This is a genomic window from Flavobacterium sp. W1B, from assembly GCF_047344965.1.
Lineage (GTDB): Bacteria > Bacteroidota > Bacteroidia > Flavobacteriales > Flavobacteriaceae > Flavobacterium.
The window spans coordinates 2,171,330-2,184,831 of the sequence record NZ_CP178845.1; the positions used below are offsets into that span (position 1 = coordinate 2,171,330).

Sequence of the window (13,502 nt, forward strand, 5' to 3'; positions counted from 1 at the left end):
TTTTTTATTTTATTTTTAAGACATGTATAATCTTGAATAAAGTCTTTCGTGCTGCATGCAGCGAATATCGAAAGCTATATTACATAAGCCTACAAGTTCTCTTTCTACTGTTAATGTTTCTTTTGCAAGTTGTTTAATTAAAGGTTGTAATTCAAAAAGAATATCCTGTCCGTCCAACTGACCTAGCGGTATCAGTTTTACAGAATTTGTAATCATCCCGATGGCAGCGTTATAATAAAAAGCAAATAGTGCTTCTGCAAGGGGAATCTCAAGCAGTTGTGCATACATTCCAAAAGCAATGCAATAATGTGCTGTGGCCTCTTTTTTATTAATTGCGTTTTCGTACTCTTTAATGATGTCAAATGCTTTTTGTCTGCGGAAAATTTTTATCAAACGTATTCCCAGCTTTTGACTGGCTTCCCTTATTTCTCTTGGACTTTTTAAAGCCGTGCATTCCTGATCCAGTTTGATAATTGTTTCCATATCTCCTGCAGCAGTCGCTTCATACGCCAACTTCAAAAAGGAAGCATCATTGTATTTTACGTTGTACATCAACATATTTGTGACAAATAACTTTGCAGCGGCAACACTATTGACATTCTCATCTTGAACATAAGTTTCCAATCCATTAGAGTGTGAATATCCTCCAATTGGTAATGTTGGATCCGCCAAATGCAATAAACTGCCCAAATACGTGATTGTGTTTTCCATATTAGTCATTTGATGATGCGATATTTAAAATTTTGGTAAATAACGAAGTGTTTCCGTGACCGTGTGGCGCTACGTTCGATTTTAATAAATGCAATAATTGAAGTTCTTGTTTTTCTGGAAAATAACCGCTAGCCTCCAACCATCGGAACATTGGCATTTCAAAAGGCATCATTATCTTGTCGTCTTGGATGAAAAGAGGCAGATGTTTGTTGCCAATCTCATAACAAATGGTTCCCATTTCTAGCAGTGATGCCGGTGTCATTACAATAGCTTCACAAGGTTTAATATGTACCAAAACCACTTTTTTGTCGTCCTGATATAATATGTCGTCTTGGTGTAAACGTTGGCCTTCTTGTATAAATTTAATCGCAATTTCCATCCCGGAATTACTGTTTTTGCGTTGTATTCTTTTGGTGGTTTCAAACCATTCGATTTCTAAAAGATCGATTTCAAGACCATCAACTGGATGCGTTACTTTATTTCCAATTATTTGCTGTATAATCATTGTGTTTTCTTTTTAAGAGAGATGTTTTTAGAAACGCCAATACCAAGAGTAGAGCCATTTACACCAGCGATAAGTGTGCGATCGCGCGTTTTATTTGCATCATCTCCGGTTGTTTGTTGGAATGAAAATTCGGCAAATTTAGCTTTAAGCGCCCATCCATGACCTAGCGAAACAGCAACTATGGGATATATCCTAGTCAGATAGCCGTTATAGCCATATCCAGTTGGCATATTCATCAAAGTATTCCCCCAAACGTAATGTGCGTCAACTTGTGCGATGATTACAAAGTGATCTCCAATTTTCCATGAATCGCTATAGAAAGGACCTACTTCGTTATGTGAACTAATAAGGTCTCCTATTGCGTTTTTCTCTCTGTCAAAAGCGTAATTCATACCAGCTACCACATGATCATTAAAAAAATATCCTAATCCGAGTGGGTTGGCACCAAAACTGCTACCGTTGTTGTTATTGTTTTTATAGTTTAAAGAACCATATGCCATTAATGATCCTTTTTGAGCATATACTCCAGTAAAAGAAGAACATAATAGTACAATGGTTAAAACCAAATTGATTTTGAACTTATTCATAAATTGTTAATTAATAAAGTCAATAGTGTATCTTCCTGATTTCACTATGATAACCTTAGCTACCATAGTGAAATTAGAAAGTAGTACTATCTAAAATAAGAAATATAGTTGTGCTAATGAAAGCTTGTCAGCAGGAGGACAAGTTATCTTTTCGCCATCAATCGTTACAGTATAATTCTCCGGATTAACTATGATTTCTGGCGTAGCATCGTTGTGGATCATATCTTTCTTGCCGATATTTCTACAATTGGAAACTGCTAAAAGTGTTTTTTCCAATCCGTATTCTTCTGCAATTCCTCTATCTATAGATACCTGAGATACAAATGTAAAGACTGTTTTTGTTAAAGCCCTGCCATATGAACCAAACATATTTCGGATGATAATTGGCTGTGGAGTAGGGATAGAAGCATTGGCGTCTCCCATTTTGCTGGCTGCAATCATTCCACCTTTTACAATCATTTCTGGTTTTACTCCAAATAAAGCCGGTTTCCAAATAACTAAATCGGCAATTTTTCCAACTTCAATAGAACCAACATGATTGGAGATTCCGTGCGCTATTGCCGGGTTGATTGTATATTTAGAAACATACCTTTTAGCACGGTAGTTGTCGTTATTGTTATTTGCATCTTCAGATAAATGACCTTTTTGTTTTTTCATTTTATCTGCAGTTTGCCAGGTACGAGTAATTACTTCACCTATACGTCCCATCGCTTGAGAGTCAGAACTCATGATGCTAAATACACCCATATCTTGAAGAACATCTTCGGCTGCAATAGTTTCAGGACGAATACGAGAATCGGCAAAGGCAACATCTTCCGGGATATTAGGGCTCAAGTGATGACAAACCATTAACATATCTAAGTGTTCGTCAATGGTGTTTTTTGTATAGGGACGAGTTGGGTTTGTAGAAGCCGGCAATACATTTGGATACATTGCTGCTTTGATAATGTCTGGAGCGTGACCTCCACCGGCGCCTTCGGTGTGGAAAGTATGGATAACACGACCAGCAATTGCATTCATCGTATCTTCTAAAAATCCACTCTCGTTTAAGGTATCGGTATGGATGGCAACCTGTACATCGTATTTGTCGGCCACTTTTAATGCTGCGTCAATAACGGACGGAGTTGCTCCCCAGTCTTCGTGTATTTTTACCCCTAAAGCACCCGCTTCGATTTGTTCTTCAATTGGCGCTTCGGTAGCTATATTTCCTTTTCCGAAGAAACCTACGTTTACAGGAAATGTCTCTGCTGCTTGAAGCATGCGTTTGATATTGTGTTTTCCAGGGGTAACAGTAGTAGCAAGTGTACCATCAGCAGGGCCTGTTCCTCCTCCAATCAATGTCGTGACACCACTATATAAAGCAGTTTCCATTTGCGTCGGACTGATAAAGTGAATGTGAGTATCAATACCTCCAGCAGTGACGATATATCCATGACCGCCGTGAACTTCGGTTGCAGCACCGATAATCATACCAGGTGTAATATTATCTGTAATATCCGGATTTCCAGCGCGACCGATACCTATGATTCTACCGTCTTTGATACCGATATCTGCTTTTACAATTCCCCAGTGGTCAATTATTGTGGCCCCACAAATTACAAAATCCAGAACTCCTTCATCTCTCAATGCAGTTGACGATTGGCACATTCCATCTCTAACGGTTTTACCACCACCAAATTTGGCTTCGTCCCCATAAGAACAAAAATCTTTTTCAATTTCGATGATAATTTCAGTGTCACCAAGTCGGATTTTATCACCCACAGTAGGGCCAAAAATACTGGTGTAATTTTTTCTATTTACTTTTAAGCTCATGATTTAACATTTTTAAATTGACCTAATTCTAATTTTTGTAGTGCTGCTGCCTTATTTTGGGGAGAGGTATCTCCGTTGACTAAGTCATTGTGGCCAAAAAGACGTTGGGCGCCTCCAAACTCGGTCAATTCAACTTCTTTTTCTTCTCCTGGCTCAAATCGGATTGCCGTGCTGGCAATAATGTTTAATCGCATGCCAAATGCTTTTTCTCTATCAAAAGACATCTTTCTGTTTACTTCAAAAAAATGAAAATGAGAACCTACCTGAATAGGTCGGTCACCTGTATTTGTTACTTTTAATTTTATCGTATTTCGACCTTCATTACAAATGATATCGCTATCTTTTATAAATATTTCTCCTGGGATCATAATAATAGTTTGTTTAGTTTAACGGACTGGATTGTGAACAGTTACTAGTTTTGTTCCATCAGGAAATGTCGCTTCGATTTGTATATCGTGGATCATTTCTGGAACGCCTTCCATTACATCTTCTCTTCGAAGAAGTGTAGCGCCGTACTGCATTAGCTCGGCTACAGTTTTGCCATCTCGAGCACATTCTAGTAATTCACTACTTATAAGTGCAATCGTTTCTGGATAATTTAATTTTAAGCCTCGAGCTTTTCTTTTTTGAGCTAGTTCGCCAGCTGTATGTAGCATCAGCTTTTCGATTTCCCTGGGTGTTAAGTGCATAATTTAATGATTTAGTGGTGAGATATTTTGACTAATTTGTTTTTTATATTTTGATAAATCGGAACATTAATTTTGTCTAGTTTTTTTAGGGTTTTACTACAAAAAATTAGTTGTAAATACACTCAAATTTAACATTAATATTTTATATATTTCAGTGTATCAGTAGCTTAGTTTTGTTATTTTCTTGTTTTTGTTGTGTTTTGTGCGTTTTTATGTAATTTCGATTTGGTTTAATTTTTGGTTTGTTAAGTATTGATAAAAAGGTTTTGACTTCACTCAATCTGAAGAGAGTTTTTATTAAATTTATTCAGGAAAATTAATGCCTAGAATAATTTAATATTTAGCTTTAAATAACAGATTGAACTAACCAAAAAAGACGTATGGGAAGGACTTAACTAGTAAATATAAGATGCACAAATCCTGACAAGGACGAGAAGCTGTTAATTTTGCTTTCAAGTTCTTTATCGAAAAAAGGTATTTCTACTAAAAAGTACTCACTTATGAAATCTAGAATGATTTTATTTGAAAACGGCAATGCCATTATCACAACTTAGCAGTAGCAAATAAAACTAGAAATGAATTTGTAAAGTATGGAAGAGTATATATCTAGGCATGTTCCTTACGGGAATCATGTTCCCTAGAAGGGATTGTTTGTCTTTTAGACCGTTTTTTGCAGTATGCGAAGAATTGGTATTGTATAAGATTGAATTTAATAAAAATGCTGATTTTACATAATCTAAATTGGAGGAATCCTCTTCATTAACATCATCAGATAAATTCAAATCCTTTTGACAGGAATCAACAAATGGACTTATAAATAAAAGATTAGCTTCAGTTGAATCTGTGGTGATAACTTGAGCACTTTTGTTCCCGCTTATATCTTTAGCTATACATTGGCCGGAGCTTAAAAAGCCCATCAGTATGGCAAAGGGTAAAATTAAACGGTAAATTGTTTTCATTGTTGTTGTCTGGATTGAAGACTTATTTCTTCGACAATGACAAAATTAGAACAAAATGAATAGGGTTGAATAGCACAAATCTTGAATTTTCTGTAATAAAACGGTACCAATTCTTTGGTCATTTTTTCAGATACTTATTGGTTGTGTTGTTATTTGTGATGAAGTTGTAGTTAAAGATTTGGGTTACAGTTGGATGTTATATTCTCTTATTGTATAAACTAGGCTTGAAACGTTATATTCTTTCTGAATTTTATTCAGATATTGTAATAAAATGTTAAGTTTTATATTTACAGATGTTTATGTTTTATTTTTTTTACATTTGAAAGTTACATAAAACTTTAATAGAAAATATGAAATGTCCTGCCTGTAATGAGACGCTCTTAATGAGTGATAAAAATGGAATCGAAATTGATTATTGCCCAAATTGTCGCGGTATTTGGCTTGATCGTGGTGAATTAGATAAAATTATTGAAAGATCGTCAAATCAAAATTATTCAAAAGCCAATAATGATAATTTTAAAGTTGATAGAGAACATAGAGGAAATGATTATGATCAAAGGAATTCAAATTATAAAAAGAAATCTTTTTTAGGTGAAATATTTGATTTTTAATCTCTAATGTTTTTATTTAAGACATTTTTATCTTTAGATGAAAAAGCTATTCAGGTTTTGAATAGCTTTTTTTTGTTTTTGATTGCTTTTATTCGCTAAAAGTTGTTGATCGTGGTGTATGTTGGTTAGTTTATATGGAATAAAAAAGATCAAATTGATCATCAAATTTCAGTTTTAAATGAACATCTGGGTTTTTACCTAAAACTATTTTTTTCGATGTGGTAGTTTTTATAGAAATTCCGTTTTTAAGCGTTATAGACGTCGAAAATAGGTGACAGACTACAATTGAGTGTAATTTCTTTTTGAATCCCGCAAACACCTCCAATTTCTTTAAAGTTGCTATTCATTTTCTGATTGCTTAGGTTGGGTAAAGTTTTACACTTTATACTTGATCTATAAAATATCCAAAATATAGTATAAAAAAAACGCTTCAATTTCTTGAAGCGTTTTTGTGGGGAGAGCAGGATTCGAACCTGCGAAGTTTTCACAGCAGATTTACAGTCTGCCCTCGTTGGCCGCTTGAGTATCTCCCCTAAGCCTTTGAGTACAACAGTTAGCTGTTGTTAGCGGTGCAAATATAGGAACAGTTTTTGTTTCTGCAAACTAATTTTACACTTAATTTTAGTATTGTTTTTAACGTATTGGTATTGAATAAAATAAAAAAAAATCTCCACTAGGGAGATTTTAATTTTATAGGAAGAAATGGATTATTTAGCCAAAAGTTCTATGATTTTTGCTCTAAGTTCATCACCTCTTAAGTCTTTTGCGACTACTTTTCCAGAAGCATCTAGTATAAAAGTAGCAGGAATAGATTCAACTTGATATTGTTTGGCTATTGGTTCATCCCAAAACTTTAGATTAGAAACCTGTGTCCAGGTTAATTTATCTTTAGCGATGGCTTCTTTCCATTTAGCGGCATCTTTGTCTAGTGAAACACCAATGATGTTTAATCCTTTTGAATGCAACTCTTTGTAAATTGCAACTACGTTTGGATTTTCTTGACGACAAGGACCACACCAAGATGCCCAGAAATCTACAATTGTTACTTTTCCTAAACTTTCTTTTAGAGAAACAACTTTCCCTTGAGGATTAGGAGCCGAAAAATCGGAAGTTCATTTAGCGTCACCAACAGTTGGAGCAGAAGCACCAACAGAAGGCGATTTCATTTCAGTAAGCCTTGTTTTGATTGCTTTACCTGGTTTTGTGTTTTTTAAAGACTCGTCTAAGCTGTTGAATATAGATTCTGTTTTTTTAACGTCAGCACTTGGGTCATTAAGCATTCCTTGTATAATTAGGGCGCTTATGAAAGATTTTGGATGTGTTTCAGCATAAGTTGTGTATTTTGCTTTAGAGGCAACACCAACTTCTTCTTGTATTTTTGAATAACCTTTCATTAAATTGTTGATTACAGCAGTATCTTGAGTTTGTTGTGCTGTTTTCATTGCTTCCATGTTTTTATTCTGAAAATCCATTAGGCTCTTTTGAACTACTTTCATTTCTTCATTGAATTTAACATACTCGTCATTGCTATAAGTTCCTGAAACTTTAGAATTTTGAATACTGTCTTTGTTTATTGCTATAGTAATTTCACCGTTTTCTAGGATAAAAGGAATTTTTCCATAAGGCTCTTTACCAGGAACTGATTCTAATTGCAACATATGGAAAGACGGTTCAGTAACTTTTCCTTTAATTTCAAATTTACCATTCTCGACTTTTACGGTATCAATAGAAACTAATCCCATACCGTTAGCATCTTGTGTTTCTAAGATTATTGTTTTGCCGTTTTCAATACCGGTTGCGGTACCTGTGATTAGGAATTCATCTTTTCCAACTTTGCTACAAGAAATAAAAACAACAGTAGCTGAAAGTAATAAAACTATTTTTTTCATTATTAATTTAGTTAATTAAGTTAAGTGTGCAAAAGTATCTAATTTTATTAAAGTATAAATGTTTTTATGACCTAAATTTTTGTTATATTTTAATATCGTAAATACCGCTTATTTGTTAATTTTTTTAATAGGGTTTTTATGTTTAAGTGTTTTTTCTACAATTAGTTGTAAGGCTAAAGTAGTTGCTTAAATGAGAATTAATTTTTTTTTTAATTCTTAAATAGTCGACAAGAAAAAGAGTATAAATTAAAATTTTATTTAATTTATAAATGAGTAATAGCTAGACTAATGCAATAAATTGTAAAATAGTCTGTTTTATTGTTTTAGACCCACTTTAATTTCGAGTTAGATTGTATTTTACTTCACAATCTTGAAGACTAGACTCTGCATGTTCCAACTCGTTTAAAGTAATTTTGATATCTAGATTTACCGTTCTTAATTCTTTATGAAGAGCAGCACTAATAGGATCGGATTCTAGTTTTAAGTCGATATCAGTTTTTTGTGCTAATAATTGGTCTAGTGTTTCTTTTGCTTTTTTGCACTGTGATTTGTATAAACTGCAAGGGTCATCCATGATAAATAGATTTGGTTTTTTGAATTAGTTCTTAAAAGTACTAAAACCAAGTTAATTTAACAATCGTTTTCCTTTGTTTTCCATTTTTTAAAATATAAAGCATAAAAAAAACACCCTCGATAAGGGTGTTTTTTAATTTATTCTGTTTAAATCTAATCTTGGTTAAGCGTTTTTCTCCAAGTAAAAGAATTAAGGATATGTCTTTTTGCAAATCTTCCAGGAGAATCAGCATTTACCATTTTTACATAAGTTGCTTTCGGAACACTGATGTATTCGTAAACACTACCGTTAGAAAAATTGATAATCAATCTACCTTCAACAAATTTGTAATCTGTAATTGTAGATGTAGAAATCGTTTCAGTATATTCTGGCAAGTTTTGTTTGATAGTTTCTGGATTGATACTTACCAAAAAATGATAAGCTTCAATAATTTTTTTGCTGTTTTCTTCGGCAGCTTTTAAACCAGCATCATCTCCTTGAAATTTATCAGGATGTGCTTCTTTCATCGCATTGCGGTAGATGGTTTTTAAATCTTTTAACTCTGCAGTTTTTTCTACGTTTAGCAGCTTGCGGTATTCAACTATTTTTTTCATAAATATGGTAACTACTTGTCTTTTAATATGGAACTAATATGATATAATTCCAAAATCAACAATTTTTTGCAAAGGTACACTTTTTTTTAAGTTTTTACTTTATAGTAAAAAAAAAATCAAAAAATGAGCTTTTTATTTGTTTTTAGTGTCTCTAAAAATAAAAATTATTGCTGTGGTTTATTGTTTGCTTTGTCAAAGTTTTTTGACTTTTTTGGGTATTTATTGTAGCTGATGTCACTTGGATTTTCTATTACTGATTTGATAGTAATCATATCGCCAACAGCGTGTTTAGCCTGAACCATTTTGTAATCTAAAAGAAATTCACCACAAAAAAAATTGTTGTTTTCATCCTTTTCTATTATTCCTGTAAAAACCCCTTTTTGTAACATTCTTTCTTCGGCACCTTTGGTCATAATCTTATTTTTTAATTTCGAATGGGCAAAGTTAATCAATTATTGCTTGTATTGCTATGTTCGTGTCTTTCTGATTATATTTGCCCATGGAAAAAATTTTTCGACCTAGCCCTAATTCGTTCAAAAATACCTTTTGTGTTTTTAATGAAATGTTTTTGGATTCTATCGAAGGACTACAGCCTCAGTTTCAAAGTAAAGCAGGAAGTTCTTACTATTACACCGAGGCGGGGATGTATAGATTATCCAATCATTGGGGAAGATTAGCAAATAGTAAATGGCGTTTAGAGCCGATGGAGCCCGAATCGCAATCGAAAATAAAATTAGGTTTTGCTCTTTGGGAGGATTTTTATCCTGATAATGCTTTGGAGGAATTGTATTATTTAGCTGCCGATTACGCAAAAGGAACCGTAAACTATCAGCATAAGAACAATCCCAATTATGATAATAAGGCGGTACTTCGAACTAGTTTTGAAACGACTAAAAAGATCAAACAAATTCGGAATCTTTTTAATTTGACTTCATGGGCCAAACATTTCGAATACGATGATTTGGATGTTTTAAGAAAAGAAATAATCGATCAATTGATTTTTACCACTAAAACATTAGAGGAAATAAAAAGAGAATTAGGATCTTAAAAAGTACTCTAAAATCGAATGATTAAGCTAGTCTAGATCTTAATCATTCGATGCAATAAGTATTAAATCATCTATAGAAAGAGGTTTTGACAGATAACCTAAAATTTCAGGATGGTTTTTTGCCTTTTTTTTGTCTTCTTGCGCTATAGAAGAGCTCACAATATACACCAGGATTTGTTTATTGATAGCAGTTTTAATTTCGGTCATTTTGGCCATAAATTCCCATCCGTCCATAATGGGCATGTTGATATCCAGTAAAATAAAATCTGGAAGCAGCTCATTGTTTTGTGTTGAATTATATAAAGTATCGAACGCCGTTTTTCCGTTTTGAAAGGAAACTGCTTCAGAAAACATTTGTGATTTTTGAATGATTTTTTTTGCTATAATTTGGTATATCGGATCATCGTCAATTACCCATATTGTTTTTCTCATTGTATACAGATTTTAAATGTTGTCCCTAGGTTGGGTTCACTTTCTACGGTTATTTTCCCACCCATAGCGTCAATTTGGTTTTTTGTAATGAATAATCCAATTCCTTTAGAATTTGGGTTATTAGTGAAAGTTTTATACATTCCAAAAATTTTATCAGCATTTTTAACTAAATCAATTCCAATCCCGTTATCAGAAACATGCAATGTTTTTGTTCCATTTTCTTCAGTGAAAGAGATCGTTATGTTGGGGATTCTTTCGGTATGACTATAACGAATTGCATTTGAAATAAGGTTGTAAAGTATGCTTTCTAAATAGGCAGGATTAAAATTTACTTCGATTGTATCGGCTATATCACAAATAATAATAGCGTTTTTTATTTTGATTTGGTCCGAAAGAACCTTTAAGGTATTTGTAATGTATTGTTTTAGATTTAGTTTTTCGCTAATCAAAGTCGTGTTTCTTTGAATATCAACAATTTCGTTTAGATTGAATATAGTTTCATTAAGAGAATTTGAAGTCGATCTTAGTAATTGGATCATTTCTTTAGTTTCTTCCTCAGATTCTGAAGTTTCTATCAAATTAGTAATTGACGAAATATTGCTGGTATGTGATCGTAAATTGTGTGAAATAATATGTGAGAAATTTAATAATCGTTTGTTTTGTTCGTTGACCAAATGGAACGAATTATTCAAATCTTTTTCTATTTGTTTTGTTTTGGTAATATCAATCATAATCCCGCGCATACTTATGGGCTGACCATTTTCATACATTATATTTACGATATCTCTTAGCCATATTATACTGCCATTCTTGGCTACCATTCGGTATTCAAAATCATGCTCTAAATTTTTCCGGGCTTTACTGGAACAGTATTTTAATACCGAATCGAGATCATCGGCAAAAATGTGATCCTGCCAAAAAGTGGGACAAGCTAACCATTCTTCGGCTGAATAACCCAGTATGTTTTCTACTTTTTTACTTATGAAATTAAATTTTTCGGTTTTCACATCTGATTCCCATACAATACCGTCAATAGTATTAATAAGCGATTCAATTTTTTGTTGTGAATTGAAGATAGTCTTTTCCTGTTTTTTGCGCTCTGTAATGTCTTCGGTAGAAATGATTACTCTTTCCAAACTTTTTTCATAGCCCTTTACTACGCTATAAATTAGATTGATATCCCTTATTTCTCCATTTGGATTTTTGATTTTCGCATCCATCTTTAAGTAATTATCTCCTTTGCAAATGGCTTCCAAATTCTTTGTAAAAGAAGGAATTGATTCTTTATCAAAAATGATTTCTGTATTCGTTAGAATTTCTGACTTGGTCCTCGGAGCGTATTGAATCAGACATTGTTTATTGATATCAATAATTCTTACCAATGAGAAAAATTTTTGCAACACCTCAGGATGGTTTTTAAAATAAAGAGAAACCTTTTCTGGACTTTCATTGATGAGATTCAAATCCTGAAGGTATTGTTTTACAGCGGAATAATCTTGTTCCCATAATGCTACTGGGGAGTTTTCAAAGAGGCTTTTAAAACGCAATTCACTCTCAGTAATTAAATTTTCACTTTCTTTTTTTATTGTAATGTCTTCAATTATAGCAATGTGGGTAGTCACTTTTTGATTTGGTTCCCAAATTGGCGAGATCGTAAGTTTTCCCCAAAAGTAACCTCCGGATTTTGTTAAATATCTTTTTTCTATTGAATAATTTCTAATTTCTCCCTCTTTGATTTTTTGCATATAAAATAGACTGGTCTCTAAATCATCGGGATGTGTAATAGACTGAAAGTTTTTGTTTTTCATCTCCAAAGAGGTGTATCCTAGTAAATCACAGTATTTTTGATTGATCTTAATGAAATTTCCGGTATAAGAATCCATTTGAGCAATTCCTATAGAAGCCTGATCAAAAATGGTTTTGAATTTTGTTTCACTTTTAACAAGATTCGTTGCTTGCTCATTGACTAAAAGTTGTAATTCGGCCGGTTTTTTGAGTAATAATGTTACTAAAAAACCAGATAAACCCGCTAAAATAACCCCTAAAATAGCAAGAATCAATAAAGGAAGATAGAAACTATTTGGGTTTTTAGCAATCAAATAAAGTTTCCAGTCTCCATCTGGAACTGTACTGCTTACATAATAGGTTTCGGATAGGTCTTTTTTAAAAGGTAGAAAAAAATCTTCTTTTTGAGTAACAGGATTTTTCTTAGAGAGTTGAAAATAGTATTTTGAACTGTCTATAGCGTTAATACCTGAGATTTTTAATAAGTTGTCCAATTTAATGACAACCCCCGAAAATCCCCAGAATTTATTTTTGATATAAACTGGAAATCGTCCTACAATCCCTTTTCCTCCTTGTTTTAATTCAAAAGGACCTGCAAAATGCATTTTCTGATTTGTAATGGATTTTAAAGCTTCTTTTTGATGGATTTTTGACTTTAAAATATTAAAATTCATTGCAGCTTCATTCTCTTTGAAAGGATAGATGTATCGAATGATACCATTTGGAACCAATTGAACTGCACTGATGCTATTGTTAGATTCCAATAGTTTTTTGCTAATAGAATCGAAGTTTTCAGGAATCCCTTGGTCATTGATGGTAAGTGCCAGCGTAAGAGATGATATATAGCAACTTTTTAGAGATTGTTCAATATTTTGTTCAATAGTTTTAAGTGATTTATTCATCTCTAAATGTTCACTTTCTTTTGCAATTTGATACTGTTGTGAAACGATATAAAAAACAGTTATACTAAGAATAATCGATATGGAAAAACCTATGCTTTTTGGTTTTTTTAAAAGACAATTTATGAATTGCAACCAATATTTTTCAGAATTCATTTGTATTATTAGGTAGATTTTTCGCGAACTTTTTATAATTTGATAAATATAAATAAAAAAATTTAGCAAGCATGAAAAATAGAAATTTGAAGCAAATTTAATGCTGAAATATAGGAGTTTTTAGTTGAGAAATAGGATTTTACTAGTTAATATTTAAAACCTATTTTGTCTGAATAAAAACAGCCTTTTTTTTGAATTAAAAAGCCGAACTTTGCAGCAAAATTAAATAGTTGTTAGAAAAGGATATATTAT

Annotated in this window: 15 protein-coding genes, 1 tRNA gene and 1 pseudogene; 2 read left to right on the top strand and 15 right to left on the bottom strand. The window is 32.7% G+C overall.

What is annotated here, in order from left to right:
- Positions 1-15 precede the first annotated feature (15 nt).
- From ACMDB5_RS09370 to ACMDB5_RS09400, 7 genes are all read right to left on the bottom strand, one after another.
- Positions 16-711 carry an urease accessory protein UreF gene (locus ACMDB5_RS09370; protein ID WP_413998000.1) on the bottom strand — a complete coding sequence of 232 codons (696 nt, stop codon included), beginning with the start codon at positions 709-711 and terminating at the stop codon, positions 16-18.
- A 1-nt stretch (position 712) separates the two neighbouring features.
- Positions 713-1,216 carry an urease accessory protein UreE gene (ureE, locus tag ACMDB5_RS09375; protein WP_413998001.1) on the bottom strand — a complete coding sequence of 168 codons (504 nt, stop codon included), beginning with the start codon at positions 1,214-1,216 and terminating at the stop codon, positions 713-715.
- Entirely contained in the window at positions 1,213-1,803 is a 591-nt protein-coding gene (locus ACMDB5_RS09380; RefSeq protein ID WP_413998002.1) for a hypothetical protein, read from the bottom strand. The genes ureE and ACMDB5_RS09380 overlap by 4 nt, the downstream gene beginning before the upstream one ends.
- Positions 1,804-1,893: 90 nt before the next feature.
- Positions 1,894-3,615 (bottom strand): urease subunit alpha, encoded by a 1,722-nt coding sequence (ureC, locus tag ACMDB5_RS09385; protein WP_413998003.1) that lies wholly within the window; start codon positions 3,613-3,615, stop codon positions 1,894-1,896.
- Entirely contained in the window at positions 3,612-3,983 is a 372-nt protein-coding gene (gene ureB, locus ACMDB5_RS09390) for an urease subunit beta (RefSeq protein ID WP_413998004.1), read from the bottom strand. Before ureB ends, ureC begins: the two co-directional genes overlap by 4 nt.
- 18 nt (positions 3,984-4,001) lie before the next feature.
- Positions 4,002-4,304 (bottom strand): urease subunit gamma, encoded by a 303-nt coding sequence (ureA, locus tag ACMDB5_RS09395; RefSeq protein WP_301056723.1) that lies wholly within the window; start codon positions 4,302-4,304, stop codon positions 4,002-4,004.
- Between the two features lie 569 nt (positions 4,305-4,873).
- On the bottom strand, positions 4,874-5,263 hold the full coding sequence (locus ACMDB5_RS09400; RefSeq protein ID WP_413998005.1) for a hypothetical protein: 390 nt from the start codon (positions 5,261-5,263) through the stop codon (positions 4,874-4,876).
- A gap of 383 nt (positions 5,264-5,646) precedes the next feature.
- On the opposite strand from ACMDB5_RS09400, the gene ACMDB5_RS09405 reads away from it, so the two are divergent.
- Positions 5,647-5,874, top strand: a complete 228-nt coding sequence (locus ACMDB5_RS09405) for a zf-TFIIB domain-containing protein (protein ID WP_413998006.1) — start codon at positions 5,647-5,649, stop codon at positions 5,872-5,874.
- A gap of 452 nt (positions 5,875-6,326) precedes the next feature.
- Here ACMDB5_RS09405 and ACMDB5_RS09410 read toward each other — a convergent pair.
- From ACMDB5_RS09410 to ACMDB5_RS09435, 6 genes and pseudogenes are all read right to left on the bottom strand, one after another.
- A tRNA-Tyr gene (locus ACMDB5_RS09410) sits at positions 6,327-6,407 on the bottom strand.
- 174 nt (positions 6,408-6,581) lie between these two features.
- Positions 6,582-6,968, bottom strand: a pseudogene (locus tag ACMDB5_RS09415) (TlpA family protein disulfide reductase); the annotation flags it as partial.
- 18 nt (positions 6,969-6,986) lie between these two features.
- Positions 6,987-7,763 carry a DUF4369 domain-containing protein gene (locus tag ACMDB5_RS09420; RefSeq protein WP_413998007.1) on the bottom strand — a complete coding sequence of 259 codons (777 nt, stop codon included), beginning with the start codon at positions 7,761-7,763 and terminating at the stop codon, positions 6,987-6,989.
- A 334-nt stretch (positions 7,764-8,097) separates the two neighbouring features.
- Complete coding sequence (locus ACMDB5_RS09425) at positions 8,098-8,337, bottom strand: hypothetical protein (RefSeq protein ID WP_413998008.1); 240 nt, start codon at positions 8,335-8,337, stop codon at positions 8,098-8,100.
- A 152-nt stretch (positions 8,338-8,489) separates the two neighbouring features.
- Positions 8,490-8,930 carry a KTSC domain-containing protein gene (locus ACMDB5_RS09430; RefSeq protein ID WP_413998009.1) on the bottom strand — a complete coding sequence of 147 codons (441 nt, stop codon included), beginning with the start codon at positions 8,928-8,930 and terminating at the stop codon, positions 8,490-8,492.
- Positions 8,931-9,094: 164 nt separating this feature from the next.
- Positions 9,095-9,343, bottom strand: coding sequence for a hypothetical protein (locus tag ACMDB5_RS09435; RefSeq protein WP_413998010.1), 249 nt, complete (start codon positions 9,341-9,343; stop codon positions 9,095-9,097).
- A gap of 86 nt (positions 9,344-9,429) precedes the next feature.
- On the opposite strand from ACMDB5_RS09435, the gene ACMDB5_RS09440 reads away from it, so the two are divergent.
- Positions 9,430-9,978, top strand: a complete 549-nt coding sequence (locus ACMDB5_RS09440; RefSeq protein WP_413998011.1) for a hypothetical protein — start codon at positions 9,430-9,432, stop codon at positions 9,976-9,978.
- A 39-nt stretch (positions 9,979-10,017) separates the two neighbouring features.
- On the opposite strand, the gene ACMDB5_RS09445 is transcribed toward ACMDB5_RS09440, so the two are convergent.
- A complete protein-coding gene (locus ACMDB5_RS09445; RefSeq protein WP_413998012.1) occupies positions 10,018-10,410 on the bottom strand; it encodes a response regulator in 393 nt (130 codons plus the stop codon).
- Positions 10,407-13,250: a PAS domain S-box protein gene (locus ACMDB5_RS09450; protein WP_413998013.1), complete on the bottom strand. Its 2,844-nt coding sequence runs from the start codon at positions 13,248-13,250 to the stop codon at positions 10,407-10,409. The genes ACMDB5_RS09445 and ACMDB5_RS09450 overlap by 4 nt, the downstream gene beginning before the upstream one ends.
- Positions 13,251-13,502: the final 252 nt, after the last annotated feature.

Excerpts from the sequence above, each read along its gene's own strand:
- ureA (WP_301056723.1), bottom strand. The coding sequence starts at position 4,304 with ATGCACTTAACACCCAGGGAAATCGAAAAGCTGATGCTACATACAGCT.
- ACMDB5_RS09430 (WP_413998009.1), bottom strand. The coding sequence starts at position 8,930 with ATGAAAAAAATAGTTGAATACCGCAAGCTGCTAAACGTAGAAAAAACT.
- ACMDB5_RS09420 (WP_413998007.1), bottom strand. The coding sequence starts at position 7,763 with ATGAAAAAAATAGTTTTATTACTTTCAGCTACTGTTGTTTTTATTTCT.
- ACMDB5_RS09405 (WP_413998006.1), top strand. The coding sequence starts at position 5,647 with ATGAGTGATAAAAATGGAATCGAAATTGATTATTGCCCAAATTGTCGC.
- ACMDB5_RS09450 (WP_413998013.1), bottom strand. The coding sequence starts at position 13,250 with ATGAATTCTGAAAAATATTGGTTGCAATTCATAAATTGTCTTTTAAAA.
- ACMDB5_RS09370 (WP_413998000.1), bottom strand. The coding sequence starts at position 711 with ATGGAAAACACAATCACGTATTTGGGCAGTTTATTGCATTTGGCGGAT.
- ACMDB5_RS09400 (WP_413998005.1), bottom strand. The coding sequence starts at position 5,263 with ATGAAAACAATTTACCGTTTAATTTTACCCTTTGCCATACTGATGGGC.
- ACMDB5_RS09440 (WP_413998011.1), top strand. The coding sequence starts at position 9,430 with ATGGAAAAAATTTTTCGACCTAGCCCTAATTCGTTCAAAAATACCTTT.
- ACMDB5_RS09445 (WP_413998012.1), bottom strand. The coding sequence starts at position 10,410 with ATGAGAAAAACAATATGGGTAATTGACGATGATCCGATATACCAAATT.
- ACMDB5_RS09435 (WP_413998010.1), bottom strand. The coding sequence starts at position 9,343 with ATGACCAAAGGTGCCGAAGAAAGAATGTTACAAAAAGGGGTTTTTACA.
- ACMDB5_RS09380 (WP_413998002.1), bottom strand. The coding sequence starts at position 1,803 with ATGAATAAGTTCAAAATCAATTTGGTTTTAACCATTGTACTATTATGT.
- ureB (WP_413998004.1), bottom strand. The coding sequence starts at position 3,983 with ATGATCCCAGGAGAAATATTTATAAAAGATAGCGATATCATTTGTAAT.
- ACMDB5_RS09425 (WP_413998008.1), bottom strand. The coding sequence starts at position 8,337 with ATGGATGACCCTTGCAGTTTATACAAATCACAGTGCAAAAAAGCAAAA.
- ureE (WP_413998001.1), bottom strand. The coding sequence starts at position 1,216 with ATGATTATACAGCAAATAATTGGAAATAAAGTAACGCATCCAGTTGAT.
- ureC (WP_413998003.1), bottom strand. The coding sequence starts at position 3,615 with ATGAGCTTAAAAGTAAATAGAAAAAATTACACCAGTATTTTTGGCCCT.